The sequence below is a fragment of the Micromonospora sp. NBC_01412 genome, assembly GCF_045040215.1.
GTDB lineage: Bacteria > Actinomycetota > Actinomycetes > Mycobacteriales > Micromonosporaceae > Micromonospora > Micromonospora rubida.
In genome coordinates, this window is the sequence record NZ_CP109528.1 from 372,075 (window position 1) to 397,908 (window position 25,834).

The 25,834-nt window shown below is 71.8% G+C and carries 25 protein-coding genes and 1 pseudogene; 6 read left to right on the forward strand and 20 right to left on the reverse strand.

Features of this window, described 5'->3' with window-relative positions; translation table 11 throughout:
- Positions 1-33: 33 nt before the first annotated feature.
- From OG617_RS01515 to OG617_RS01540, 6 genes are all read right to left on the reverse strand, one after another.
- On the reverse strand, positions 34-456 hold the full coding sequence (locus OG617_RS01515) for a transposase (RefSeq protein WP_405104063.1): 423 nt from the start codon (positions 454-456) through the stop codon (positions 34-36).
- Positions 457-643: 187 nt separating this feature from the next.
- Positions 644-1,467 (reverse strand): IS5 family transposase gene (locus OG617_RS01520; RefSeq protein ID WP_405104064.1). Its coding sequence is split into 2 segments (ribosomal slippage): positions 644-1,135 and positions 1,138-1,467, totalling 822 coding nucleotides; the frame shifts between segments, so codons are not numbered across the junction.
- A gap of 96 nt (positions 1,468-1,563) precedes the next feature.
- Entirely contained in the window at positions 1,564-2,439 is an 876-nt protein-coding gene (locus OG617_RS01525) for a sulfotransferase domain-containing protein (RefSeq protein WP_405098023.1), read from the reverse strand.
- 203 nt (positions 2,440-2,642) lie between these two features.
- On the reverse strand, positions 2,643-3,251 hold the full coding sequence (locus OG617_RS01530) for a transposase (RefSeq protein WP_405098025.1): 609 nt from the start codon (positions 3,249-3,251) through the stop codon (positions 2,643-2,645).
- A complete protein-coding gene (locus OG617_RS01535) occupies positions 3,230-3,694 on the reverse strand; it encodes a winged helix-turn-helix domain-containing protein (RefSeq protein ID WP_405098027.1) in 465 nt (154 codons plus the stop codon). Before OG617_RS01535 ends, OG617_RS01530 begins: the two co-directional genes overlap by 22 nt.
- A 703-nt stretch (positions 3,695-4,397) precedes the next feature.
- Positions 4,398-4,820 (reverse strand): hypothetical protein, encoded by a 423-nt coding sequence (locus tag OG617_RS01540; protein ID WP_405098029.1) that lies wholly within the window; start codon positions 4,818-4,820, stop codon positions 4,398-4,400.
- A gap of 330 nt (positions 4,821-5,150) precedes the next feature.
- On the opposite strand from OG617_RS01540, the pseudogene OG617_RS01545 reads away from it, so the two are divergent.
- Positions 5,151-5,366: pseudogene (locus OG617_RS01545) on the forward strand (ISL3 family transposase); the annotation flags it as partial.
- A gap of 78 nt (positions 5,367-5,444) precedes the next feature.
- Here OG617_RS01545 and OG617_RS01550 read toward each other — a convergent pair.
- The 14 genes from OG617_RS01550 to coxB form a co-directional block, all read right to left on the reverse strand.
- Positions 5,445-5,897, reverse strand: coding sequence for a PPC domain-containing DNA-binding protein (locus OG617_RS01550; RefSeq protein ID WP_405098031.1), 453 nt, complete (start codon positions 5,895-5,897; stop codon positions 5,445-5,447).
- Positions 5,894-6,067: a hypothetical protein gene (locus OG617_RS01555; protein ID WP_405098033.1), complete on the reverse strand. Its 174-nt coding sequence runs from the start codon at positions 6,065-6,067 to the stop codon at positions 5,894-5,896. Before OG617_RS01555 ends, OG617_RS01550 begins: the two co-directional genes overlap by 4 nt.
- Positions 6,068-6,089: 22 nt before the next feature.
- Positions 6,090-7,178, reverse strand: a complete 1,089-nt coding sequence (locus OG617_RS01560; RefSeq protein ID WP_405098035.1) for an enolase C-terminal domain-like protein — start codon at positions 7,176-7,178, stop codon at positions 6,090-6,092.
- The gene (locus OG617_RS01565; protein ID WP_405098037.1) at positions 7,175-10,258 is read right to left on the reverse strand and encodes an FAD-binding and (Fe-S)-binding domain-containing protein; all 3,084 of its coding nucleotides are present in this window, start codon (positions 10,256-10,258) and stop codon (positions 7,175-7,177) included. The genes OG617_RS01560 and OG617_RS01565 overlap by 4 nt, the downstream gene beginning before the upstream one ends.
- 50 nt (positions 10,259-10,308) lie before the next feature.
- The gene (locus OG617_RS01570) at positions 10,309-12,075 is read right to left on the reverse strand and encodes a thiamine pyrophosphate-dependent enzyme (RefSeq protein ID WP_405098039.1); all 1,767 of its coding nucleotides are present in this window, start codon (positions 12,073-12,075) and stop codon (positions 10,309-10,311) included.
- A 187-nt stretch (positions 12,076-12,262) separates the two neighbouring features.
- Positions 12,263-14,056, reverse strand: a complete 1,794-nt coding sequence (locus tag OG617_RS01575; protein WP_405098041.1) for a cytochrome bc complex cytochrome b subunit — start codon at positions 14,054-14,056, stop codon at positions 12,263-12,265.
- Positions 14,053-14,916: a Rieske 2Fe-2S domain-containing protein gene (locus OG617_RS01580; RefSeq protein ID WP_405098043.1), complete on the reverse strand. Its 864-nt coding sequence runs from the start codon at positions 14,914-14,916 to the stop codon at positions 14,053-14,055. The genes OG617_RS01575 and OG617_RS01580 overlap by 4 nt, the downstream gene beginning before the upstream one ends.
- Entirely contained in the window at positions 14,913-15,707 is a 795-nt protein-coding gene (locus tag OG617_RS01585; protein ID WP_405098045.1) for a c-type cytochrome, read from the reverse strand. The genes OG617_RS01580 and OG617_RS01585 overlap by 4 nt, the downstream gene beginning before the upstream one ends.
- Positions 15,708-15,710: 3 nt before the next feature.
- Positions 15,711-16,103, reverse strand: a complete 393-nt coding sequence (locus tag OG617_RS01590) for a c-type cytochrome (RefSeq protein ID WP_405098047.1) — start codon at positions 16,101-16,103, stop codon at positions 15,711-15,713.
- Positions 16,100-17,014: a cytochrome c oxidase assembly protein gene (locus OG617_RS01595; protein ID WP_405098049.1), complete on the reverse strand. Its 915-nt coding sequence runs from the start codon at positions 17,012-17,014 to the stop codon at positions 16,100-16,102. The genes OG617_RS01590 and OG617_RS01595 overlap by 4 nt, the downstream gene beginning before the upstream one ends.
- Positions 17,002-17,406, reverse strand: a complete 405-nt coding sequence (locus OG617_RS01600) for a hypothetical protein (RefSeq protein ID WP_396679271.1) — start codon at positions 17,404-17,406, stop codon at positions 17,002-17,004. Before OG617_RS01600 ends, OG617_RS01595 begins: the two co-directional genes overlap by 13 nt.
- Complete coding sequence (locus OG617_RS01605; protein WP_405098052.1) at positions 17,403-18,032, reverse strand: heme-copper oxidase subunit III; 630 nt, start codon at positions 18,030-18,032, stop codon at positions 17,403-17,405. Before OG617_RS01605 ends, OG617_RS01600 begins: the two co-directional genes overlap by 4 nt.
- Entirely contained in the window at positions 18,029-19,957 is a 1,929-nt protein-coding gene (gene ctaD, locus OG617_RS01610; RefSeq protein WP_405098054.1) for a cytochrome c oxidase subunit I, read from the reverse strand. Before ctaD ends, OG617_RS01605 begins: the two co-directional genes overlap by 4 nt.
- Positions 19,958-19,968: 11 nt before the next feature.
- A complete protein-coding gene (coxB, locus tag OG617_RS01615) occupies positions 19,969-21,006 on the reverse strand; it encodes a cytochrome c oxidase subunit II (protein WP_405098056.1) in 1,038 nt (345 codons plus the stop codon).
- Positions 21,007-21,143: 137 nt separating this feature from the next.
- On the opposite strand from coxB, the gene ccsA reads away from it, so the two are divergent.
- From ccsA to OG617_RS01640, 5 genes are read left to right on the forward strand one after another with little or no spacing between them, the layout of a single operon-like run.
- The gene (gene ccsA, locus OG617_RS01620) at positions 21,144-21,908 is read left to right on the forward strand and encodes a cytochrome c biogenesis protein CcsA (protein ID WP_405098058.1); all 765 of its coding nucleotides are present in this window, start codon (positions 21,144-21,146) and stop codon (positions 21,906-21,908) included.
- The gene (locus OG617_RS01625; RefSeq protein ID WP_405098060.1) at positions 21,905-22,315 is read left to right on the forward strand and encodes a cytochrome c maturation protein CcmE; all 411 of its coding nucleotides are present in this window, start codon (positions 21,905-21,907) and stop codon (positions 22,313-22,315) included. Before ccsA ends, OG617_RS01625 begins: the two co-directional genes overlap by 4 nt.
- Positions 22,305-24,230, forward strand: a complete 1,926-nt coding sequence (locus tag OG617_RS01630; protein ID WP_405098062.1) for a heme lyase CcmF/NrfE family subunit — start codon at positions 22,305-22,307, stop codon at positions 24,228-24,230. Before OG617_RS01625 ends, OG617_RS01630 begins: the two co-directional genes overlap by 11 nt.
- Positions 24,227-24,775, forward strand: a complete 549-nt coding sequence (locus OG617_RS01635) for a TlpA family protein disulfide reductase (protein WP_405098064.1) — start codon at positions 24,227-24,229, stop codon at positions 24,773-24,775. The genes OG617_RS01630 and OG617_RS01635 overlap by 4 nt, the downstream gene beginning before the upstream one ends.
- Positions 24,772-25,731 carry a cytochrome c-type biogenesis protein CcmH gene (locus OG617_RS01640; RefSeq protein WP_405098066.1) on the forward strand — a complete coding sequence of 320 codons (960 nt, stop codon included), beginning with the start codon at positions 24,772-24,774 and terminating at the stop codon, positions 25,729-25,731. The genes OG617_RS01635 and OG617_RS01640 overlap by 4 nt, the downstream gene beginning before the upstream one ends.
- Positions 25,732-25,834 lie beyond the last annotated feature (103 nt).

The window sequence follows — 25,834 nt, forward strand, 5'->3', positions numbered from 1 at the left end:
CTACAGAGGTTGAAAGGCTGACGTCTGTCATCGTCAGGGTGGTTCGGGTTCGAGGGTCGTGCCGGTCTGGGCGAGGAAGCCGGCGATGAGGTCGGTCTGTTGCTGGCAGGCGCGTAGGCGTTGTCGGGCGAGGTCGGCGAGGTGGTTGACGCGTGGACGGCGGTGTTGGTGATGCCATGTTTCATCCAGGCCCACACCCTCGGTGGGGTTGAGGTCCGGGGCGTAGGCCGGTAGCCGGACGACGGTCAGCCAGTCCCGGGCCGCGATCAGGCTGCGCATCCGCACACTGACGTGGGTGTTGAGGTTGTCCCAGACCAGCACGATCGGGGCGTTGAGGCGTTGGTGGGCCTGGTCGAGGAACGCGATGTAGTCGTCCTCGCTGAAGCTGCCACGCTCACCCGGCCGGAACCCTTGCCCGACACGGTGAACACCGGCCTGCGTCCCCGCCGGCCCCAGGTCCCACTCCCTCGATCGCCGGGCTCGTCTGCCTTACAGGTAAGCCTGCGTCTTGCGGGGTGACAGCCTCGGCTGGCTGGCGACCCTTAGGAGTGTCCGCCTGAAGCGGCACCCCTCGAGGTTGGGTGCGGGGATTACCGGCGGAACGCGGGGTGGTTCGCGCATGATGAGAGCCTAAGACCGTGTGTCAGTTGGGGTTGTTGCTGGTCAACAGGTTGAGTCGGATGGCGCGGCGGTAGCAGATGACAGCGCAGGCCAGGCGTAGGAATCCGAGGTAGTGGGAAGCGGTGCGGTCGTAGCGGCGGATGAGGCGTCGGAATCGGGTGGTCCATTCCAGGCAGCGTTCGATGACGTAGCGGTGTTGGCCGAGGCGGGTGGAGGATTCGATGCCCTTGCGGGCGATCCGTGCGGTGATGCCGCGTGTCCGTAGCAGGTCTCGGCAGGTCGGGTAGTCGTATCCCTTGTCGCCGTGTAGTTTGACCGGTCGTCTCCTCGGTCGGCCGACCGGTTGGCGTACGGGTGTCAGGCCGTCGATCATGTCTGCGAGCATGAGGTGGTCGTTGAGGTTGGCGGCGGAGATGTCCATGTGCAGGGGCAGGCCGCCGCGGTCGGCGATCGCGTGGATCTTGGAGCCGGGCTTGCCTCGGTCGACCGGGCTGGGTCCGGTCAGGTTTCCCTTTTGACCACCCATACGTTCATGGCGTCGATGCTCGCCCGGGACCAGTCGATCTGCCCGGCCGCACCGAGGACGTCGAGCACGGCCCGGTGCAGAGCGGTCATCACCCCCGCCGCGACCCACTGGGCGAACCGGCGGTGCGTGGTGCGCCAGTGCACCGGGAACGAACCGGGCAGCTTGCGCCAGGAGCAGCCGGACTCCAACACGTACAGAATCGCCGCGAGCGTCGCCCGATCATCGCTACGGGACCGCCCACCACCTTGATGCCTTTCCGGGTGCGGGGGCAGCAACGGCTGCGCGAGGTGCCACAACGCGTCCGGGCAGTACTTCTCCACATCATCCACACCCAGTCAACGAACGACCTTGCACTTCAACAACCCCAACTGACACACGGTCTAAGGCGGGATAGCGAGGAGGATAACGGCGTAGGGTCAGCGGGCGGGGACGATGGGGCCGCGGTGCAGCCAGTCGATGAGGTCGGGCTCGGCCAGCTTCGCAACCCGATCCTCGTATCGTCGCAGGTCATCTTCGTCGAGCAGGTCCCGCCACTGGCCGCTGACACCCTGGTTGAAGAACCGCTTCGGATCGCTCCACATCGCCGCGACCGGGGTCAGAGCCTCCGCCCGGCCGCGCATCGAGTCGAATGTCGCTGCCCGTACCAGATCCGGCCACCGCGACTCCGGCACCTCGATTCCGAGGCGCCCGGCGAGGAACCTCATCTGGCCTTCAAGATCTGACTTCAGATCGTCGTAGTGCAGCAGCAGCACGTTGGGCCGCTCCCGCTCGGCCCAGAACCCCGACAGGTGGTGCAGCATCGACGGCAGGCCCACCTGCACATTGGTGTCCTCCAGCCAGGCCCAGAACCGGTTGTGCGCGGACTCCGCAGGCGCCGGAGCCGTACCGGCGGGCTCCTGCGCCGGGTTACCGCCGGCCGCCAGCATCGCGTCGAAGGCCTCCTGGGCGACGTTCTGGGAATGGGCGTCCCAGGAGATCGCGACGTCCCGCGGATCCCGACCGACCGCGACGTAGGTCACCCCATCATGGATGGGCAGCCCGTCGAAGGGCGTATGAGTCTTGATGAAACGGCGATGCCGCTGCGCCTCGTAGAACGCGAAGATGTCGTCCCGGCTGCGAGTCAACATGTCGAGCCAGTAGGTGAGGTCGTCCAGCCGTGCCGGCAGCTCCGGTGTCTGGAAGATCAGCAAGGCGCAGATCGTCTGGGTCCACGTCGTCCCGCACTTTGCGGGGGTCGAAACCACGATGTCACCTTCGCGGAGCGGAAAACCCTCCCACCGTCCGCTGTCCATGAGCTCGTTCTGGTACCGAACCGTCGGTTGGCGCAACGGTCCTCCCCGCTTTCCGTTAGTCCATCCATAGTCGACCTAACCTATCGAAACGGGCGACCGTCGACCAGCCTGCGGGCCGATTCGAAGATCCCGGCACCCTCGTACGCCTTCGTCGCGCTCTCTGGTGCGATCGGGCTGCAGAGGTTGAAGGGCCAAAGTTCGAGCTATCTCGGTGGTTCGGGTTCGAGGGTCATGCCGGTGCTGGCGAAGAAGCCGGCGAGGAGATCGTTCTGTTGCTGACAAGCGCGTAGCCGACGTTTGACCAGTTCAGCGAGGTGGTCGACGCCGTGGGCGGCGGTGTTGGTCAGGCCGCGTTTCATCCAGCGCCAGACGCCTTCGGTGGGGTTGAGGTCCGGAGCGTAGGCGGGTAACCGAATCACGGTCAGCCACGGCCGAGCGGCGATCAGGGCGTGTATGCGGCGGCTGACATGGGTGTTCAGGTTGTCCCAGATCAGCACTATCGGTGCCCGCAGGCGCTGGTGGGCCTGGTCGAGGAAGGCGATGTAGTCGTCCTCGCTGAAGCTGCCGCGTTCGCCTTTGCGACCACGGTGCAGCCGGGTTCGCCACATCAGTCGGCCTCGCTGTTCGGGCTTGAGGCAGACCAGACCGGCGATCGAGACCCGGCCGGAGCCCTTGCCGGAGACCTCGACCACCGGTGTGTGCCCGCGCCGGGCCCACGTCTTGGCCACCGGCGGTCGCATGACCTGGCCTGCCTCGTCCTGGAAGCAGATCCAGGCGCCCCGCGCCGCCGCTAACCTCTTACCGACGGCCACCGCCCGCGATGCCAGCCGGCGATCGCTTCCGGATCGCGTTCGATCGCCCGACGAGTGGGAACCTGCTGGCTGTACCCGATGCGATGCAGCAGATAGGACACCCCGCGCAGCGTGTAGGAGACGCCGAAACGGCGCCCGATCACCTCGGCCACCCGCGTGAGGGTCCAGCGGGCATCGTCCCAGCCGTGCAAGATCGGACCTTCATCGAGCATCTCGGCCAGCTGTTTCAGCTGCTCAACGGAGAGTTTGCAGTCCGAACCGCCCGCCCCGGCAGACGCCAGAGCCTCCGTTCCGCCAGCAGTCCACCGCCGTCGCCACAGACGCACCGACTTCTCGGAAACCCGCAGCTCAGAAACGATCTGCGCGGTCGGTACGGACTTCTCGAACATGGTCGCGGCCTGGATCCGGACCTTCTCACGCCGGACCCGGGCTGCCGCGTTCATGCCACCACCAGCCGGATACCTCATACCTCCGGCCTACCGAACCCATCGACCCAGATCACGCAGACACGCCGACGGACGTCAGCCTTTCAATCTCTGTAGCCTCGGTCTTTCACGAGGGGCGTGATCTTGAGGGCTGAGGCTGTCGGGTAGAAAAAGCGAAGTGCCTACCACGTAAGGAAAGCTGACCGGTGTCGAGTCGTTCAGAGTTCCACGCGCGGAAGGCACTCGTAGGTGCAGAGCACCGATTGGTCCAGGGCTCCCGATCTGGACATGGTCAGACCACCCGTATCCCCGCTGCCATACACCTGCCGACCACAAGTGCCGTACCACTGGACGGCCGGGCACCGCACCCCACGTCGAACGATGGCAAGATCATTAAGATCAGTACTGGTGAATGCTCAATTCCGGCGCGCCGGTCTTGAAGAATCAAGTCCAGGAAATGCGTGGCAGATTTCACCCTGGAACTGGGGGGCAAACGCCACGCGGAGCCGGTAACGGCGGCGTCGAGCAGGTCGCCGAGCCGGAGCCAAGCGTTCGGCCCGGTTGGGACGCTGGGATAGTGGCAAAACATGCCCATGCCTCGCCGTGTACGTCTCGGGCCAGTCTGCCACCAGACAGAAGGCCACCTCACCGGCTCGGGAGATGGCCTTCTGAACTGCGTAGGTGACACATGGATCCGCAGGCGGACCAGGGTGGGAGCGGGTCAGCAGCCCTGGCGTCGGCTGAGGATCTGGTGGCGCTGACCGGCCCAACCGATGTAGCCGACCGCCTCGACGCAGTAGTTCGCCGTGCCGGTGACGCCGACCGGGCCGGCGTGATAGCTGAAGTCACCCGAATCGGTGTCCGCGCTGCCCGAGCGGGTGCAGTGCGCGCCCTCACCGGAACGCTCCGCGCAGCGGTAGATCTGCACGAAGGTGGGCGCCGACTTTCCGTAGGCCGCGCCGCGGTGGTAGAAGCAGGCGCTGTTGGTTCCCCCGTTGCTGCTGTTGTAATAAATCACCAGTTCGCCGAAACCTGACGACTGCACCTGGCTGTAGATGATCGTGCCCGAGCAGGAGCCTGCGGCCTGAGCGGCGGGCGCGCCGACCGTCATGACCGAAGCGGCGGTCACCAGCGCCATCAGCATCGAAAACACTCTTCTCACGGTCACCATAATCCAATCCACACTCGACTGCCCTACATTGTGGATCATGATCGCACGACCTGGACCTGCACGCTTCCGCACCCCGAGCGCGAAGGGGTAGCGAGGTGGGGTCGTCAGGCGATGACCGGAAGACGCCGCGCTGCCGGGGGAACCACGTTGATGCACGCCACGAGCAGGCCACCTCGTAGGCTGCACTCCGTCGGGCTCGCTGGCGGCAGCGCATCGAGAGGACCGCGCACGCGGAGCCGCGACACGACGTGGCTGGTTGCCGGGCGAATTCCGAGCTCCTCTCGGGGCCTCCTTACGTTTCTCGCTGCTGTGGTGCGGCAGTTGGCCGGCCGTGCTGGCGCACGTGTGCTGTCGGCCCTGGCGGTGGCCGTGTCCCGGCAGACGGCCCTGCGAGCGCTGTTGCGCTTGCCGCTGCCCGAGCGGCGGGCGCCCCGGGTGCTCGGCGTTGACGACTTCGCGTTGCGGCGACGCCAGCAATACGCCACCGTCCTGATCGACGCGGTCACGCGTGAGCGCATGTACCAGCACGCGCGGCGGGTGTACGGCACGAGATCGGCGGTGACGCGACCGGACAGCCCGGCACGGTGCGGCGGTATCTCAGCGGGGCGGGTGATGTGCTGTTCCGGAGATCAGCGCCAGGCCGGTCTCCGGGTCGACCCGTTTGGCCAGCTCGGGCGCCACCTCGGAGATGATCACCTCCAGGGTCGGCCAGACCCGGCCCCGCAGCAGGTGCCCGCCGGCCGTGCCGCCGTCGGATCGGCCCAGCACCGCGTGCACGTGCAAAACCGGCTCACCGTCGCGCTCGGCGACGTCACCGAGCAGGGAGAGCACCTCGACCTGTTCGGTGACGGGGATGCTGCGGTAGTCGCAGGTCTCCCGGTCGAACCAGCCGACCTCCGCGTCGGCAAACCCGCCAACGGCGGTCACCCGGGCGGCGCGTATCCCCTGCTCGCGCAGCGCCGCCCCGACGGTGGCGACCGCTTCCTCCCCCTTGTCACAGATCACCACCAGGACCCGCCCGGTCTGATGGCGCACCTCACGCGCCCTCACCGTCGGCCTCCCGGCCGGCTCGGTCGCCGGCCGGGCAGTCTGGTGCGGGGTGCCGGGCGGCCGGTCCGCCGCCACAGCACCCGCCCGGGCACGACGGTCAGGATCCCTCCCCAGACCGGCCGCGCCAGCGCGCTGGTGTGCCACACCGGCACCCCGGTCGTCGCGTCCATCCGCACCACTCCTCTCCCCCGCTCAGGCCACCCGGTACCGCTCCGCCTCGCCGATCCGCAGGTCCAGCCCAAGCCCTGGGCGGTCCAGCGGCACCGCGGCGGTGCCGCCGGTGGCCGGCACGGCTCCGTCGAGGAGCATCGACTCGATCCGGACGTGGTCGTGGAACCACTCAACGTGGCGCAAGTTCGGCACCGCGGCGGCGACCGGCAGGTGCTGGTGCGGCGCGCAGTGCGCGGAGACCTCCAGCCCGGCCGCGGCGGCCACCGCCGCCGCACGCAGGAACTCGGTGATCCCGCCGCACCGGGTGACGTCGATCTGAAGGCAGTCGACGTACGGGGCCATCCGGTGGAAGTAGACCAGGTCAAAGCCGTACTCGCCGGCCGCGACATCAGGGGTCACCTGGTCACGGACCTGTCCGAGACCAGCCAGGTCGTCGGAGCTGACCGGTTCCTCGTACCAGCGCACGTCGAGGTCGGTGGCCGCGCGCATCACCCGGATGGCCTGCTTGCGCTGGTAACCGCCGTTGGCGTCGACGTACAGCTCGGCGTGGTCGCCGATGGTGCGTCGGGCGGCGGTCATCCGGGCCACGTCGCGGGGTGCCTTGGTGCCGCAGGACTCCCCGATCTTGATCTTCACGCGGGGGATGCCCTGCTCGTGCACCCAGCCGGACAGCTGCCGGTGCTGACGCTCGTCGTCGTACGTGGTGTAGCCGCCGCTGCCGTACACCGGAACGTGCCGGCGGGCGGTGCCGAGCAGGCCGGCCAGCGGCAGGCCGTGCCGGCGGGCCTTGAGATCCCAGACCGCGCAGTCGGCGGCGGAAAGCGCCAGCCCGGCGACCCCGGGCCGGCCGGCGTTGCGCAGCTGGTGCCGCATGGCGGTCCAGATCGCTGGCACGTCGTCCGGGTCGAGGTCGGTCACCACTGGGGCGAGCAGGTCGGTCACCACGGCCGTCGCTGCGGTCGGCCCGTAGGTCCAGCCGATGCCGGTGTGCCCGTCGGCCGCCGCGCGGACCAGCACCATCGTGGTGCCGTCCCAGGCGAGGGTGCCGTCAGCCTCGGGGGCGTCGGTCGGCACCCGGTATGCCGCCGCGGTCAGCCGCAGGCCGGTCACCGTCCCCTCCGGGCGGCCGCCCGGGCGGCGAACGCGGCCACCGGTGCCAGCGCGGCCAGGCCGACCAGCCCGGCGGCGGCCCACCGGGTCGCCAGATTCGGCGGCGCGGGCCGGTCGCCCCAGTCACGCTCCGGGCGGATCGGGATCGAGCCGCCGTGCAGGCCGGCGCGGAGCAGCTCGGCCAGGTGGACCGCGGTGCGGCCGCCCGACGCGCTCTGCTCGACCTGGGTACGGCAGCTGAAGCCGTCGGCCAGGATCACGTCGGTGTCGGCGGCATTCCGGACGGCGGGCAGCAGCACCCGTTCGGCGCAGGCCTCGGAGATCTCGTAGTGCCCCTGCTCGAAGCCGAAGTTGCCGGCCAGCCCGCAGCAGCCGGAGTCGAGGAAGTCGGCGCTTACCCCGGTGGCGGCGAGCACCGCTTGGTCGGCGGCGGTGCCGAGGATCGCGTGGTGGTGGCAGTGGGTCTGGATCAGCGCTCGGCCCGGCAGCCGGGGCGGCTGCCACCCGGGGCTGTGGTCGTGCAGCAGCTCGGCCAGGGTGACGGTCTGCTTGCGCAGCTTGGTGACGTCCTCGTCGTCGGGGAACAGCTCGTGGGCGTCGCTGCGGAACACGGCGGTGCAGGACGGTTCCAGGCCGACTATCCGGGTGCCGGCCCGCAGGTGCGGGCGCAGCACGTCCACGGTCCGGCGCAGCACCATCTTCGCGGTGTCGAGCTGACCGGTGGAGATCCAGGTCAGCCCGCAGCAGACGGGCTGGTCCGGTACGCGTACCCGCCAGCCGGCCGCCTCCAGCACCTCGACCGCCGCGCGGGCGACGCTGGGATGGAAGTGGTTGTTGAAGGTGTCCGGCCAGAGCAGCACCTCGCCGCACGATCCGTCCCCGCCGGGCGTGCGGTGGGCGAACCAGCGCTGGAAGGACTCGGTGGCGAAGGCCGGGATGTCGCGGCGCCGGTCGATGCCGCCGACCATCTTGACGATCCGGTTCAGCCCGGGTGCCTGCGCCAGCGCGTTCATCACCTGGGGGGCGCGACTGGCCGCAGCGGCCACCAGCGGCAGCCAGCCCATCGAGTAGTGGGAGCGGGGGCGCAGCCGGCCCGCGTAGTGGTGGGACAGGAACTCCGCCTTGTATGTGGCCATGTCGACGTTGACCGGGCAGTCCGCCTTGCAGCCCTTGCAGGCCAGGCAGAGGTCCAGGGCGTCGCGTACGGCCGTCGAGCGCCAGCCGTCGGCGATGGCGCCGCCCCGTGCGGTCCCGTCGAGCATCTCGAAGAGCAACCTCGCCCGGCCCCGGGTGGAGTGCTCCTCCTCCCGCGTAACCATGTAGGACGGGCACATCACCCCACCGTGTTCCCGCCGGCAATTGCCGACCCCGACGCAGCGCAGCACGGCCCGGCCGAAGCTGCCGTCGTCGTCCGGATAGCGGAAGGTGGTCTCCACGTCACCGTGGTTGTAGTCCACGCCGAGTCGAAGGTGGCTGTCCAGCAGGTAGGGGGCGACCTCCTTGCCCGGGTTCATCCGGTCGCCCGGGTCGAAGATGGCCTTGAACTGCCCGAACGCCCGGATCAGCCGGTGGCCGAACATCTTTGGCAGCAGTTCACCGCGGGCCTGCCCGTCGCCGTGCTCGCCGGAGAACGAGCCCCCGTACGAGACCACCAGGTCCGCGGCGCGCTCGATGAACGAGCGGAACTGGCGTACCCCGGCGGCCGTCGTCATCTCGAACGGGATCCGGGTGTGCACGCAGCCCTGCCCGAAGTGCCCGTACAGCGACGCCTGCTCGAAGCCGTACTCCCGGAAGAGCCGATCCAGGTCCCGCAGGTAGTCGCCGAGCCGTTCCGGGGCGACCGCCGAGTCCTCCCAGCCCTCCCAGGTGTCCCGCTCACCCGGCACCCGGGCGGTGGCGCCGAGCCCGGACTCGCGGACCAGCCACATCTGCCTCTCGTCCACCTCGTTGTCGAACCGGTGCACGCCCGGCCCGCCGTCGCGGCACAGGGCGTCGACCATCCGCGCGGCGGCGGCCTCGGCCTCCTCGATGGTGTCGCCGCCCAGCTGCACCATCAGCCATCCGCCGCCCTCGGGCAGCTTGTGCAGAGCCTCCGGGTGCAGGTGCTTGCGCAACTCGAAGTTGATCAGCTTGCCGTCGAGCCCTTCGAGCGCGATCGGGCGGTGCGGCAGGACTCGGGGCACGTCGTCGCCGGCGGCGGCGATGTCCGGGTAGGACAGGAACACCATTGACTTGGCCCGCACCACGGGCAGGAGCTTCAACCGCGCCCGTAGCACGGTGACCAGGCTGCCCTCGGAGCCCACCAGCGCCTGCGCCACGTGGAAATTCTTCTCCGGCAGCAGACTGTCCAGGCCGTAGCCGGAGACTCGGCGCGGGATGTTCGGGTAGCGGGTGCGGATCTCGGCCAGGTACTCGTCCCTCAGCGTCCGCAACTGCCGGTAGATCTCAGCCTGGCGACCGCCACGGCGCTGGATCTCGGCGTACTGCTCGTCGGTGGTCTCGCCGACCCACATCCGGGTGCCGTCGTAGAGGAGCACCTCCAGGTCGACGATGTTGTCGACCACCTTGCCGCTGTACTGCGCGGTCGACCCGCACGAGTTGTTGCCGATCATCCCGCCGATCGTGCAGTGGCTGTGGGTGGACGGTCGCGGGCCGAACTCCAGCCCTTCAGGTGCCAGCAGTTCGTTGAGGGTGTCGAGCACGATGCCCGGCTCGACCAGGCAGGTCCGCGCCTGCCGATCGACCTCCAGCAGCCGGTTGCAGTACTTCGACCAGTCGATGGTCACCGCCACGTTGGTGACCTGCCCACCCAGGCTGGTACCGCCGCCGCGCGACAGCACCGGCGCCCCGTGCCGGCGGCAGGTGACCACGGCGGCCACACCCGACTCGACGGTACGGGGCACCACCAGGCCGAGCGGCACCTGACGGTAGTTGGAACCACCGGTGGAGTAGGCGGCCCGGGAGCCAGCGTCGAAGCGGACCTCCCCGTCCACCCCTGCGCGCAAGTCGGCGGCGAGGGCTGCCAGGTCGATGCCCTCGGCAGGGCCCGGTGGCCGCAGGATGGGCGCGGGCAGGGACATCGGGCTCGTGGTGGGAGTAGCCGTTCTGGCCGTGCCGCTGGCGCGTCGGCTCATGAGCGCAGCTCGTTGATCTTGTCCCGGGTCACGGTGGCCAGCGTGGCGCCCTTGTGCGGCTGGCCGCGCAGGAACGCCTCGGTGAAGTACTTGGCCTGGTCGTACGTCACCTTGCCGGGCATCGGCGGCTCGTTCGGGTTGACGTCGCAGTCGACCAGCGCCGGGCCGGGGTGGGCGAGGGCCTCGCGGATCGCCGCCGGGAGTGCCTTCGGGTCGGTGACCTTGGCGCCGTACCCTCCGCAGGCCCGCGCCCAGGCTGCGAAGTCCGCTTCCGGTTGGCGGTGCCGCACGGCGTACTCCGGGTAGCCGAGGACGATCTGCTCCCAGAGAATCTGCCCGTACGCGTTGTTGTTGTTGACGACCACCTTGATCGGCAGTTGGTGCCGGACGGCGGTGAGGAACTCGGCCATCAACATGGCGAACCCGCCGTCGCCGACGAACGCGATCACCTGCCGACCGGGGTACGCGTGCTGCATGGCGACCGCGTACGGCAGGCCGGGCGCCATGGTGGCGAGGTTGCCGGAGAGGTAGAACTCCCGGTCGCCGCGGATGGTCCAGTGCCGGGCCGCCCAGGTGGCGATGGTGCCGGAGTCGCACGTCAGGATGGCGTCCGGGCCGGCGGCCTCGTCTACACAGCTGATCAGGTACTGCGGGGCGATCGGGTCGCGGGTCGGGTCCTGCAGCGCGAGCATGTCCGCGCGCCAGGCGTCCCGCTCCCGCTGGTACTTCGTCAGGAAGGACCGGTCGGTGCGGGTCTGGAGCAGCGGCAGGAGCTGCTGCAACGCCAGCGTGGCGTCGGCGGTGACCGCGGCGTCCAGCGGCAGCCGCATGCCGATCAGGCTGGGGTCGATGTCGATCTGCACCACCCGAGCCTGCCCGGGCGAGGGCAGGTACTTCCCGTACGGGAAGGAGGTGCCGACCATCAGCAGGGTGTCGCACTCCTCCATCAGCTCCTCGCTCGGCTTCGTGCCGAGCAGGCCGAGGCCGCCGGTGGTGAGGGGGTGGTCGTCGGGCACCACCATCTTTCCGGGCAGGGTCTTGACGATCGGGCTGGCCAGCGCCTCGGCCACGGCGAGCACCTCGTCGCGGGCGCCCCGGGCGCCGATGCCGACCAGCATGGCGACCTTCGTGCCGGCGTTGAGCACCTCGGCGGCGCGGGCCAGGTCGGCCTGCGCCGCCGGCACCGGGGGCTGTGACACCACCGGGCTGCTCGTCGGCGGCTCCCCCGGGCTGACGTGCCGGTACGGGTCCTCGTCGGCGGCGGCGACCTGCACGTCGTTGGGGAAGGTCAGGTGCGCGACGGTCCGTTTGGACAGGGCGTTGCGGATGGCGATGTCGACCACGCCCGGCATCTGCTGCGGGTTGGTGACCATCAGGTTGTAGGCCGCGACGTCCTGGTAGAGCAGCGGGGTGTGCACCTCCTGCTGGTAGCTCTGGCCGAGCACCGAGGTCTCCTGCATGCCGGTGAGGGCGAGCACCGGCACGTGGTCGAGCTTGGCGTCGTACAGCCCGTTGAGCAGGTGGATGGCGCCCGGGCCGGAGGTGGCGGCGCAGACGCCGAGCCGACCGGTGGCCTTGGCATAGCCGGTGGCCATGAAGGCGGCGGCCTCCTCGTGGTGCACAAGCACGAAGTCGAGCTTCTCCCGCTGCCGGCGGAAGCCCTCCATCAGGCCGTTGATGCCGTCACCGGGCAGACCGAACACGGTGTCGACGCCCCATGCCACCAGTCGTCGAGCCAGGCTCTCGCCCACGATCTCCCGCACCTCGCACCCCCTGCTCCGGTTTCCGCCGTTGTGCCCCCCGCCCGCCATCCGGCATTCCGTCGGGCTACCCGTACCAGTCTGCGGCAAACATCCCTTCCATCCGCTTTTCACCCTAGTGTTCCGAGCCTTGCCGGGCCGGAGCCCGGGCGACCACCGACGGCTGGCCCCGGTGGTCCGACCAGATGTCTCACGACGTCCCGTCCGGGGTCGAGGACTCATCCGCCCGCGGATCGTCCGGCTCCCGTCCCCGGGGCGGCGCGTCCCGATGGCCCGCCCGCTCCTGGCGCCGACGGTCCCGCCGCCGGCCGACGAGGGCGGCAACCAGCAACGACCCGGCCGCAGCAGCCCGGCCCCACCGACGCAGGGCAGCGCGGACCGGCCCGGGCGGCGCGGACAGAGGCGGCCCGGGCACCACCACCCGGTCGACCCCGGGGTACGCGAGCCGGGACGCCTCGACCGCCTCCCGCTCCGAACGCAGCGCCCGGTTTCCGGCGATGGCCACATCCCCGCCCGCATTCCGGTAGCGCCAGCGCCACAGCTCCCCGTCCGGCCACAGCTCGATCCGCTCGCCCGGCCGGTCCGGCGGGGGCGCCTCCGGCTCGTCGCCGCTCCCCTCGCCGGAGGCCGGTCCCGCCCGCCGGGCCCCGGCCCGGCGTAGGTCGGCGCGGGTGAGGTCGCCGATGCCGCCGGCGTTGCCTCGCAGCGCCTGCGCGATCAGGTAGCCGATGGTGCCGGTCACCACCGGCAGGACCAGCGCCAGCACCCGGAACAGCCCGAGCAGGTCGTAGACGGGCACCCGCAGCAGACGGGCGAGGATGTCATCCCCGGCGGCCACCACGAGCACCGTGTAGAAGGTCAGCGCGGCGACGCCGACGCCGAGCCGGACCGGGTGGTCGCGGGGACGGTCGAGCAGGTGGTGGGGCCGGCGGTCCTTCGTCCACAGCCGCTCGGCGAACGGCCAGGCGTACAGGGCGAGAAAGGTGACGGCGCCGAGGACCACGCCGGGGAAGAACGGCGCCGGGACCAGGTACCCGGCGATGCGGAACTCCCATGGCGGGAACAGTCGCAGGGCCCCGTCGCCCCAGGCGACGTACCAGTCGGGCTGGGCGGGCGCGGTGGACTGGGCCGGTTCGAAAGGGCCGTAGAACCAGACCGGGTTGATCTGCACCAGGCCGCCAAGGGCGAACAGCACCGCGAGCACCCAGGCGAAGAGGGCGAGCGACCGCAACGCATAGCTCGGCCACAGCCGCGACCCGACCACGTTGTGCTCGGTACGCCCCGGGCCGGGAAACTGGCTGTGTTTCTGCCGGACCAGGATGCCCAGGTGCAGCGACACGAGGGCGACCAGGACAGCCGGCACCAGCAGCACGTGGCTGACGAACAGCCGCGGGATCATCACGTCGGAGGGGAACTCCCCCCCGAGGGCCAGCGACACCAGCCAGCCGCCGACCAACGGGACCGACTCCACCACCGAGGTGATGATCCGCAGGCCCAGCCCGGAGAGCAGGTCGTCCGGCAGGGAGTAGCCGGTGAAGCCGTTGGCCAGGGCGAGCGTCAGCATGGTCACGCCGATCAGCCAATTGAGCTCGCGCGGCTTGCGGAACGCCCCGGTGAAAAAGATCCGGATCAGGTGCAGCAGGATCGCCGCGACGAAGACCAGCGCGGCCCAGTGGTGGGTCTGCCGGATCAGCAATCCGGCGCGGACGTCCCAGCTCAACCGCACCGTCGAGGCGTACGCGGCGGAGGTGGTGGCGCCGTCCAGCGGGGCGTACCCGCCGTGGTAGACCCGGTCGGCGGAGCTGGCGTCGAAGAAGAAGGTCAGGTAGACGCCGGTGAGGATCAGCGCGACGAACGAGTAAAGCGCAAGCTCGCCGAGCATGAAGGCCCAGTGGTCGGGGAAGACCTTCGCCAGCGCCCGGCGGGTGATCGGGGAGAGCCGCAGCCGGTCATCGAGGGCCCGGGCCAGCCGGTCGGTGATCACGGCCGGCTCCAGAACCCGGCACCCGGTGGGCCGGTGAAGTCGCCGCCGGCCCGGAGGAAGCCGTCCGGGCCGACCTCGATCGGCAGGCCGGGCAGCGCCCGCGCGGCCGGTCCGGCAACCGGACGGGCGTTCGCCAACAGGTCGAACGACGACTGGTGGCAGGGACAGAGCACCCGCCCGGCACCCTTCAGGTAGGGCCGGACCGGGCAACCGGCGTGGGTGCAGAGCAGCGACCAGACGACCAGCCCGTCGAGGTGACCGCCGGCGGGCGGCCGGGTGAAGCGCTGCGGTTCAAGGCGTACCGCGAAGGCGGGGGCGTCCCCGGCGTCGACATCGCCCTCCGGGAAGACCGCGACCACCGAGTTCGCCGGCACGTCCCCGGGCCGCAGCGGGCGCCCGTCGCCGTCCACCAGGCGGACACCGGGGCCCCACGGGGTCTCGGTCAGTGCCCGCTCCGGGCGGATCCGGTCCCACGGCAGCAACGAGCGTAGCGGGAACAGGGCGGCGACGCCGAGTGCGGTCACCGCGAACCCGAGCGCGGCAAGTAGGCCCCGCCGCCGCACCGGGCTGTCCGGCGTGGTGAGCACCGCCGCGGTCATCGCCTGCTCCGCCGGTGGTGGGGCGAAGCCCTCGTGCTCCTCGACATACCCGCCGACCGGCACGAGCTGCCGGCCCCAGACGGCGAGGCCCACCGCCAGCCCGGCGAAGGCCACCGCCAGGCAGACCCCCTCCCACCGGGTGTCGCCGCCCAGCCCGTAGGTGACCGCGAAGCCCACCGCCCCGGCTGTGCTGACTCCGAACGCGGCAACGATCCGGCGGCTCGCGGCCCGCTCAATCGGCGAGGGACGCCGGCCGCTCACTCCCCCGACCTCCGGCCCAGCCACCGGACGGCGGCCACCAGCAGCCCCAGCACCGCCAGCCAGGCCACCAGGCCCTCGGCCAGCGGCCCGAGCCGACGCAGCGGGTTGCCGCCCCGGTCCAGCCGCTCGCCACGCAGCCGCTGCACGTAGGCGGTCACGTCGTCGACCTGCCGGTCGTCGAGCACCTGGCTGGGGAAGACCGGCATCAGGCCGGGCCCCACCCGGACCGCCTCGGCGACCTGGGCCGGCGTCGCATCGTACAGAGGCGGGGCGATCCAGCCGCTGGTCAGCGCGGCCCCCGCGCCGGTCGCGCCATGGCACGGGGCGCAGGTGGCAGCGAAGATCTCCCGACCGGTGACCACATCGCCGGGACCGACCCGGGGGATCTGCGGGCCGCCGCCGCCGCCGAAGTCGGCGACGTGACCGACCAGGGCGGCGATGTCGTCGGCCGAGAGCACCGGCTCGCGACGCCGGGACTGCGGCGCCGTTCGGGAGAGCGGCATTCGGCCGGTCGAGAGCTGGAAGTCCACCGAGGCGGGACCGACGCCGACCAAGGACGGGCCGCGCTGGGTGCCCTGGCCCTGCACGCCGTGACAGCTCGCGCACTGTGCCAGGTAGAGCTGGGCCCCCCGGTCCCCCGGCGACGGCGTGGCGACGGCCGGGCTCTCCTGCGGGGCCGGCGTCGGGGCCAGCGCCACAGGGCCGGCGGTGAGCACCAGCACGGCCCCGACCGCGAGCGCCCGGCGCGGGTGCGCGGCGGGCAGGCGGGTCTCCGTTCGTCCGGTCCCCATCGGTCAGTCGAGGCTCTGGAGATAGGCGGCGATGTCCTGGGCGTCAATCGCGTCGACGCCCAGGTTCGGCATGGCGGTGCCCGGCTCCACGGACTGCGGGTCGGAGATCCAGCGCCGCAGGTTGTCGGCGTTGTTGGGCAGCTCACCGGCGATGTAGGAGCGGGCGCCGAAGCGGGTCAGGGGCGGCCCGACCAGTCCGTCGGCGCGGTTGACGCCGGGGATGGTGTGGCACGAGCCGCAGCCGTACCGGGAGATCAGCTCCGCGCCCCGGTCCGGCAGCCCCTGCTGGGACTGCGGCGGTGGCGGTTGGGATACCGAGGAACAACCGGTGACCACGCCGACCGGCAGGACCCCGAGGGCCGCGCCGAACGCCCAGAGCCGGCGGGGCAGCTTCATGGCACCATCCCTTCCGTTTCGGCCTTGACCGCCACCGGGGCGGCCGCCCGACGTGTCCCAGCCCCACGCAGGGCGTCGGGGCGGTCCCGTTGCATCCGCAGCAGCCAGCGCAGGAAGACGGTCAGCGCCACGACCAACGCCACCAGGTCCATCGGCGCCCACATCAGCAGCCCGGCGAGCTGCTGGTCGGCGAGCGGGTCGGTGCCGAACACCCGGGCCGGATAGACCGGTTCCCGGGCGAACGTCAGCACGGCGCCGAGCGCGGAGGCCGGCAGCATGGCGCCGACCAGCAGCAGGACGGTCACCGGGGCGGGCGCGCGGTGCCGGGGCGCGCCGAGCACCGGCGCCCAGAACAACCAGGCCGTCGCCAGGAAGCACAGGTGCTCGGCGGCGTGTACGACGGGACGGTCGACCGCCGCGGTGTACGGCCCGGGCAGGTGCCAGAACCACAGCAGGGCCGTCTGCCCGCCGCCGGCCAGCAGGGCGTACGCCCCGGGCCGGCGCAGCCACCGCACCGGCGCCGCTACCCGGCAGCGGGCCAGCAGTCGGCGCAGCGGCAGCGGGGCGGCCAGGCTCAGCGGCAGCCCCGCCGCGCCGGCGGCGAGGAGCGGTCCCGCCACCAGCAGGAGCAGCATGTGCTGGGCCATGTGCCCGGCGAACGAGGCTTCGGCGACCGCGTGCACCGGACCCTGGTCCGCCGCGAGCACCACCAGCACTCCCGCGCCGAACGCGGTCGCCCGCCAGCCCGGTACGACCGCGCCGGGACCACGCCGGGACCACAGCTCCTGGACGCCCCGCCCGTAGCCGGCGGCGAGGAGGCAGGCGGCGACGAGCACCAGCATGGTCAGCAGGTCCTCGGCCACCGGGCTCGTGCCGGGCCCGTGGGCCCGGTCGACGGTCAGCGCTGGCATGGCGGCAGCACCAGCAGGGCGACCCCACCGAGCAGGATGATGGCCAGGAACAGCAGGTTGGCCCAGACGCCCACCACGGCGAGCATCCGCGACCGGCCGTACGCCCGGTCCTCGGTGCCCGTCGACTGGGACCGCGCGGTACGCCGCCAGACCAGCGCGGCCACCAGCAGCGAGCCCACGGTGACCAGGGCTGGGATGACCACTGCGAGCCCGACGGCCTGCCGGAGCGGCACGGCGGCGACTCGCTCGGAGCCGGCGGCACAGGTCAGCTCGTCCAGCGGCCAGGCGACGAGCAGGTGGGCGGCCCAGGCGAGGGCCCCGCCGAGCACGCCGTACCAGAGCAGCAGTCCTCCGGTCAGCCGGGCGCGGGAGGCGGGCGGGGTGGTCGTCACAGTCGCGGGGAGAGGTAGATGGTGAACAGGATGGCGACCCAGACCAGGTCGACGAAGTGCCAGTAGATGGCGGCGTTGCGGACCTGTTCGTGCCGGTGGGCTCCGAAGCTGCCGCCGCGCAGGGAGGCGGCGAGCAGCCACCCGATCATCGTCAGTCCGACCAGGACGTGCAGCCCGTGGAAGCCGGTGATCAGGAAGAACAGCGAGCCGTAGACGTCGGTGGTCATGGTGAAGTGCCGAAGCTTCTCGGCGTACTCGGCGGCCTGCAGAGACAGGAACGTCACCCCGAGCACCATGGTCGCGGCCAGGCCGGAGCGCAGCCGCCAGCGGTGGCCGCGCCGGATGCCGTGCTCGGCCCAGATCACCGGCAGGCTGCTGGGCAGCAGCACCGCGGTCATCACCAGCGGGGTGAGCAGCTTCGGGTCCTCGATGCCGCCCGGCGGCCACTGAGGGCCGTACTGGAAGCGGAGGTAGAAGTAGCTGCCGAGCAGGCAGGCGAAGAGGGTGGCCTCGGTGGCCACGAACATCACCATGCCCCACCAGCCGGTGGACCGGCCGACCGGCAGTTCGGTGCTCAGTGCCTCGGCGCCGGTGGCGGCCGCCACGAGTCCACCCCGGTCGGTCATGCCGCCACCGCCAGTTCCTCGTCCGGGCGGCGGGGCGGCCAGAGCCAGACCGCGATGGTGGACGCCACCACGAGGACGGCGACGGCCGCCACCGGGTACCAGGACAGCAGCATGGCGGTGAAGAAGACCAGCAGCGCGGCGGCGAGCAGCAGCGGCTTGAGCGTGGACTCCGGCATCTGCACCGCCCGCTCGTACCGGGCGTCCAGCTCGCTGGTGAACACCGTGCGGCGCCCGTTGCTGAGGATCCGGTCCTCGGTCGCGCTCGGGCCGGTGGATTCGGCGGTCCACTCGTCCCAGACCGGGTGCAGGCTGCGCACCCGGGGCACGACCGGAAAGTTGTACGGCGCGGGCGGCGACGCGGTCGCCCACTCCAGGCTGTCGCCGCCCCACGGATCGGGCGGGGCTGGCCGGCCCCGGCGTACGGCGTGGACCACGCCGGCGAGCACCAGCAGCAGCCCGACGGCGAGCACGTACGACCCGATGCTGCTGACCAGGTTCCAGCCGTCCCAGCCGGGCTCGCTGCGATAGGTGTAGACCCGTCGGGGCATGCCGAACAGCCCGTAGAGGTGCATCGGGAAGAAGGTGACGTGCATGCCGGTGAAGACCAGCCAGAACGCCCATCGGCCCAGCCCCTCGTGGTACATCCGACCGGTGATCTTCGGCAGCCAGTAGTAGATCCCCGCGAGCATCGGGAAGACCGCCCCGCCGATCAGTACGTAGTGGAAGTGCGCCACCACGAAGTAGGAGTCGGTGACCTGCTGGTCGAACGCGGTGAGCGCGAACATCGCGCCGGTGAAGCCACCCAGTACGAAGGTGATGACGAACCCGATGACGAACAGCAGCGGCACCTTCAGCACCAGCCGGCCGAGCAGCATGGTGGCCAGCCAGGCGAAGATCTGGATGCCGGACGGGATGGTGATGATGGTGCTGGCCGCGCTGAAGAAGCTGTACGACAGCTGCGGCAGCCCGGTGGCGAACATGTGGTGCACCCAGACCCCGAACGAGATGATCGCGATCGACACGATGGCCAGCACGATCAGCGGGTAGCCGACCACGCCGCGGCGGGTGAACGCGGGCAGCACGGCGGAGACGATGCCGAGCGCCGGCATCACGATGATGTAGACGTCCGGATGCCCGAAGATCCAGAACAGGTGCTGCCAGAGCAGCACGTTCCCGCCGGCGGACGGGTCGAAGAAGTGGGTACCGAACCGCCGGTCGAGGAAGAGCATGGCGTTGTCCGCGTTCAACGCCGGCAACGCGAAGATCACCATGAACGCGGTGGCCACGATCGCCCAGACGAACAGCGGCACCCGGTTGAGCGACATCCCGGGCGCGCGCAGCTTGAGCGCGGTGACGATGAAGTTGATCGCGCCGGCGGTGGTGGAGATGCCGAGGAAGAGCAGCCCGAGCGCGTAGACGTCCATGTGTAGGCCGGGGTTGTGCTGTTCGGCGCTGAGCGGGGCGTACGCGAACCAGCCGTTGTTCGGTGCCGCGCCGAACGGCAGGCTCGCCCACATGAACAGCCCGGCGAAGAGGAAGACCCAGTAGCCGAAGGCGTTCAACCTGGGGAACGCCATGTCCCGCGAGCCGATCATCAACGGCACCAGGAAGTTGCCGAAGCCGAAGAACATCGGGGTGGCGAACAGGAAGATCATCGCCGTGCCGTGCATGGTGAACAGCTGGTTGTACTCCTGCGGCGACACCACGCCCGCCTCGGGCCGGGCAAGCTGGGTACGCATCACCAGGGCGCTGAGTCCGGCGAGGATGAAGAAGAACCCGGCGGTGACCAGGTAGCGCCGGCCGATCCTCTTGTGGTCGACGGTGCTGAACCAGGCCCGCAGCGAGGGCCGCTCGCCCCAGTGTTCCGCCAGCCGGCCCAGGTCCTCCCGGCTGACGCCGGACGATGGTGTGGTCGTCGTGGACATCTTCCACCCACCTACTCCAGCGACCGCAGGTACGCGATGAGGTCGGGCAACTGGGCGGCGTAGACCGGCTGCGGCGGCATCGCGTTGCCAGGCTTGACGGTCTGCGAGTTGGCGATCCAGCCGCCGAGGTGGCCGGCGTCGTTGGGCACCGCGCCGGCGCCGATGCTCCACCGGGAGCCGACATTCGACAGGTCCGGCCCTACCCGCCCCTGGGCGTCGGTGCCCCGGACGGTGTGGCAGGCGGCGCAGGTGCCCTGCACGAAGGCCTGCTGGCCACGGTGCTCGGCCTCCGTCGTCGGCTGGCGCGCCGGGGCGTTCAGCCGGGCCAGCCACGCGTCGAAGCCGGCGCGCGGTTGCGCGATCACCATGAACGCCATGTGGGCGTGCTGAGTACCGCAGTACTCGGCGCACTGGCCCCGGTAGCTGCCGGCCCGCTCGGCCCGCAGCCAGGTCTCCCGGGTCTCGCCGGCGATCAGGTCGGTCTTCGGCATGAGCTGTGGCACCCAGAAGCTGTGCAACACGTCGTCGGTGCGCAGCCGCACCTTGACCCGCTCTCCCACCGGAATGTGGATCTCGTTGGCCGTGGCCCCGGAGGCCCCCGGGTAGCGCACCTCCCACCACCACTTGTGGCCGGTCACCTCCACGGTGAGGGCCTCCGGACCGGGCGCGTCGCCGAGCGCGGCGAGGTCGCGCAGCCCCACCCCGTAGACGGCGACGAGGATGACGAAGGGCAGCCCGGCGCCGGCCACGGTGACGAAACGCAGCGGCTGGCCGTGGCGGATCCGGACGTTGCCGCGCCGGAACACCAGCGCCCACGTCAGCAGCGCCATGACCTCGACGAAGACCGCCACGGAGATCCAGAACAACAGCCACCACAGCCCCGCGACGCGGGACGCGCCGGAGCCTGCGGGGTTGAGCGCGGAGGGCGCGTCGCCAGCGCACCCGGCAATCAGCAGCAGGCCGGCCAGCGCGCTCAGCGCGGGGCGTGGCCGCCGGCGTCGCCGCGCCGTCCGGGCCTCACTGCTGGTCGTCGCCGCTGTCGCGTCCATCAGCTGCGACTCTAGGATCAATCAGGCGCTTACCGCCCAATTACGGCGAATACGGGAATATGCGACCCGCATGCCATTTAGGGTTAATTTGCCTCCCACCCATCCGACAGCGCCGCTGGGCGTGGACAGGGAAGATCATGCAAGCCTCCCCGCTGGACCTGCTCGGCGACACCACTCGAGCCGCCGCCGGCCGCCGGACGATCGCCTGGCTCGCCGGTGGGCTCGCTACGGGGGCGGTGGTGGCCGGCGGTTGGCTGGCACCCCCGGACGAGGTGCAGGGCCATGCGCAACGACTGATGTACCTGCACGTCCCCGCCGCCTGGGTCGCGTACGCGGCGTTCGCCGTGGTGCTGGCCGCCAGCGGGACGTACCTGATCGGGGGCGACCTGCGCTGGGACCGGTTCGCCCGGGCGAGCGCGGAGATCGGTGTGGTGCTGACCGCCGTCACGATCGGCACCGGCTCGCTCTGGGGGCATCTGGTCTGGGGGACATGGTGGGCCTGGGATCCCCGGCTGGTCGGCACCGCGCTGCTGCTGCTCGCGTACGCCGGCTATCTGGCCCTGCGCCGCGCGGTGGCCGAGCGGATCGGGGCGTGCGACGGCGGCGACCACCAGGTGGCCCGCCGGGCAGCGGTGGTCGGCATTGCCGCCTTCCTCCTCGTGCCAGTGGTGCACTTCTCGGTGCTCTGGTGGCGGTCGCTGCACCAGCAGGCGACCGTGCTCGCCCCACAGCGCCCGCCGATCGACCCGCGGATGGGGGTAGCTCTGCTGCTCGCCGTGGCCGCCGCGACGCTCGCCGCGCTCTGCGTCCTGGCCCACCTGGTGGTCCGGCTGGAACGGCGGCTGGCCCTCAATGCGTCCCCCGCCCCCGCCCCCGACCGCGTGCCGGCCCGGATCGGATGACCCGGCGCCGCGCGGGCCACGTCGCCTTGGTCGCCGTGCTGCTGGCCGCCGGAGGGCTCCTGGTCACCGGCGCGCTGCAGAGCACCCTGACCTACTACCGCACCCCGGGCGAGGTGCTCGACGACCCGTCCGCCACCCGGGACCGGGTACGCCTCGGCGGCGAGGTGGTGCCCGGGTCGCTGCGCCGCGATGGTGACCTGGTGGTGTTCCGCCTCACCGCGGAGGGCCACGAGATCACCGTCGAGCAGCGCGGGGTGCCGCCGGAGACATTCCGGGAGGGCGAGGAGGCGGTCGTCGAGGGCACCCTGTCGGCGGACCGGGTGTTCCGCTCCAACCACGTCGTGGTCCGGCACGGCAACGAGTACCGGCCGTCCACCGACCCGACGGGACCGGTCGATGCTCGGTGACCTCGGCACCGCGAGCCTCGCGGTCGGCCTGACCTGCGCCACCCTGACCGCCCTGCTCTGGCTGCGGGTGGCCCTGTTCGCCGCGCCCGCCCGGCCGGCCCGCCTGGCCACCGGCGCGACCCTGGCCAGCGCCGTCGCCGCCTGCGGCCTGCTGGAGGCGGCGCTGCTCCGGCACGACTTCGGCGTCCGGTTCGTGGCGGAGAACGGCGGCCGTCACGTGCCGCTGTACTACACCGTGACCAGCCTCTGGGCCTCCCTGGACGGGTCGCTGCTGCTCTGGCTGCTGGTCCTCGGCGGCTACGCGGCCCTACTGGCCCGGCGCCGGTACCCAGCCCGGCTACACGCGTACGCGATGGTGGTCGTCAGCACGGTCACCGTGTTCTTCTTCGCGCTGTCCCGCTTCGCCGCGAACCCGTTCCGCGAGATCAACCCAGTGCCCGCCAACGGGCCCGGGCCGAACCCGCTGCTCCAGCAGCACCCGGCGATGGGGGTGCACCCGCCGCTGCTCTACGCCGGCTACATCGGCCTGGTGGTGCCGTTCGCCCTGGCGCTGGCCGCACCGCTGGCCGGGCCCGAGGGGCGGGCCTGGCTGCGGGTGACCCGACCGTGGGCGCTGACCTCCTGGGTGGCGCTGACTGCGGGCATCGGGCTGGGCGCCTGGTGGTCATACGCGGTGCTGGGCTGGGGCGGCTACTGGGCGTGGGACCCGGTGGAGAACGCCTCCCTGCTGCCCTGGCTGACCGCCACCGCGTTCCTGCACACCGCCCTGCACCAGGCCGTCGGCCGAGCGGGCTGGAACACGGCGCTGGCCTGCGCCAGTTTCGTCCTGGTGCTGCTCGGCACGTTCCTCACCCGGTCCGGCGCGGTGGCCAGCGTGCACGCCTTCACCGACTCGCCGCTGGGGCCGATGCTGCTCGGCTTCGTCGTGCTGGCGGTCGTCGCGTCGACCGTGCCCGCCGGACGGCGCACGCCCGGACCGGCCCGGCGTGGCGTCCCGGTGCTGTCCCGGGCGACGGCGGTGCTGGTCAACGGCGTGCTGCTGACGACCATCGCGGCGGTGGTGCTGATCGGCACGATCTTCCCGCTGCTCTCCGGGCCGCTCGGCGCCGGTCGCGTCTCCGTCGGCGCGGGCTACTACCAACGCACCGCCGTGCCGCTGGCCGTCGTGCTGCTGCTGGTGATGGGGGTGGTGCCGGCACTGCGCGACCGGACAACGGCGCCCCGCCGACTCATCGTGCCCGGTGGGGCGGCGCTCGCCACCGTCGCCGTGGTGGGCCTACTCAGCCGGCCCGGCCTGCCCGCGCTCGCCGCGTTCGGGGCCGCGGCGTTCGTGCTCACCGGCCTCGCCCGGGAGGCGGCCGACCGGTTGCGCCGGCCCGGCCGAGGACTCGCCGGGCTGGTCGCGCACGCCGGGATCGCCCTGGTCGCGGTCGGTGTCGCCGGCTCCTCGGCCTACGGGCGCGACGCCGAGGCGACACTGCGCACCGGCGACACACTACGGGTGGCCGACGTGGCCGTCCGCCTGGCCGGTGTGGACCGCCACAGCGACACCGGCGGCATGACGGTACGCGTGCGGCTGAGCCTCACCGACGCGGACGGCACCACGCGGACCGTCGCGCCGTCGCTGCGCTACCACCCCGCCCGGGACACCGCCGTCACCGTGCCGGCGATCGACACCGGGCCCCTGCGGGACACGTACGTCACCCTGCTCGCGGTTGCGGCGGACAGCGGAAGCGCGACCGTACGACTCGCGGTGAATCCGCTGGTCGGGCTGATCTGGGCCGGTGGTGGGCTGACCGCCTCGGGCGGGCTGCTCGCGGCAGCCAGCGCCGTCCGCGCCCGGCGCCGACCGGCCGAACGGCCCGACAGCCGACGGCCGGCACCCATCGCCGCCCGCCCGGAGGCTGCGACGTGAGGCGTCCGGGCTGGCTGCGCGCCGGACCGGCGGTGGTGCTCACGGTCACCGTCGCCCTCGGCACGCTCGTCGCCCTCGGCCTGCGGTCATCGGCCACACCGGCGTCCACCGACCCCGACGCCGCGGCGCCGACGGCCGCCCCGGCCCTGGCCGGTACCACCCTGGACGGTGGCCACTTCGACCTGGCCGCTGCCCGGGGCGACGTGGTGCTGGTCAACGTGTTCGCCTCCTGGTGCGGCCCCTGCCGGAACGAGCTGCCGCTGCTGGTCGACACGGAACGGCGCTGGTCCCCGCGCGGCCTACGCATGGTCGGGCTGAACGTCCGGGACGGCGCCGAGGCGGTCCGGGCGCTGCTCGACGAGACCGGCGCCGCCGGGCTGACCGTGCTGCCCGACCCCGACGGCACCCGCTCCGTCGACTGGGGCGTGCGGGGGGTGCCGGAGACCTTCGTGGTAGACCGGGACGGCCAGATCGTCGACCGGCAACGGGGCGTGGTCACCCGGGTGTGGCTGGAGCAGCGGGTGGCTCCGCTGCTGGCCCGATGAGGTGGCGGGCGGCACTGGCGGCACTGGTGCTCACGGCACTGATCAGCGGTGCCGTGGCCGGGGTGCTGCGCTCGACCGGAGACACCGGCCGGGAGGACCGGGTCCACGCGGTCGCCGCCGGGCTACGCTGCCCCGCCTGCCAGGGCGAGTCGGTGGCGGACTCCCGGTCGCCGATCGCGGCGGCGATGCGGCAGGTGGTCGCCGACCAGTTCGCCCAGGGGCGGGACAGTGACGAGATCCGCCGCTGGTTCGTCGACCGCTACGGCCCGGACGTGCTGGCCGACGGCCCCGCCGGCGGCGTGCGGGTGCTGCTCTGGGCCGTACCCGCACTGGTCCTGCTGGCCGGCGGCTGGGCCGCCCTGCGTACGCTGCGACCCCGAGCCGCCCCGGTGGTGCCCGCCAGCGGCGCACGGCCCCCGCCGGATGACCGGGCGAGCCGCCGGGCGTGGCGGGCCGGCGCAATCGCACTGACGACCCTGGTGGCATCGGTGGCGCTCGCCGCCGACCGCCTCGACCAGCCGGCGGCGCAGCCACCGGCCGACCCGGTCGCGGTGGCCGTGCAACTGGCCCGCGACCTGGAGACACAGGGCCGCTACGGCGCCGCCGCCCAGATGTACCGGGAGGCGCTGCGGGACCGGCCCGACGACGCGATCCGGCTCCGGCTCGCCTTCGCGCTGCTCCGCGCCAGCGACACCGCCGGGGCCGGGCAAGCGGCGCGCGAGGTACTCGCGCACGACCCGGACTCCCCGGACGGTCTGCTCGTGCTGGGCCTGGCGCAACGCGGCACCCACTCGACAGACGCGACACGGACGCTGCGACGCTTCCTGAGCGTCGCACCGAAGCACCCGGCCGCCGCAGAGATCAGCCGGATGCTGACCGCCGCGCCCGACGGGCTCAGCTCCGGCGACGGTACCGGGCCAGCAGGAAAGCGGCGATCACCCCCACCGCCACGATGACGGCGGCACGGCCGATGGCCACCGAACGGAGCCGGGTTAGGCCCATCCGAGGATCGACGACCGTCCCGGCCACGTCGCCGGCCGCACCAATCAACACGTCACT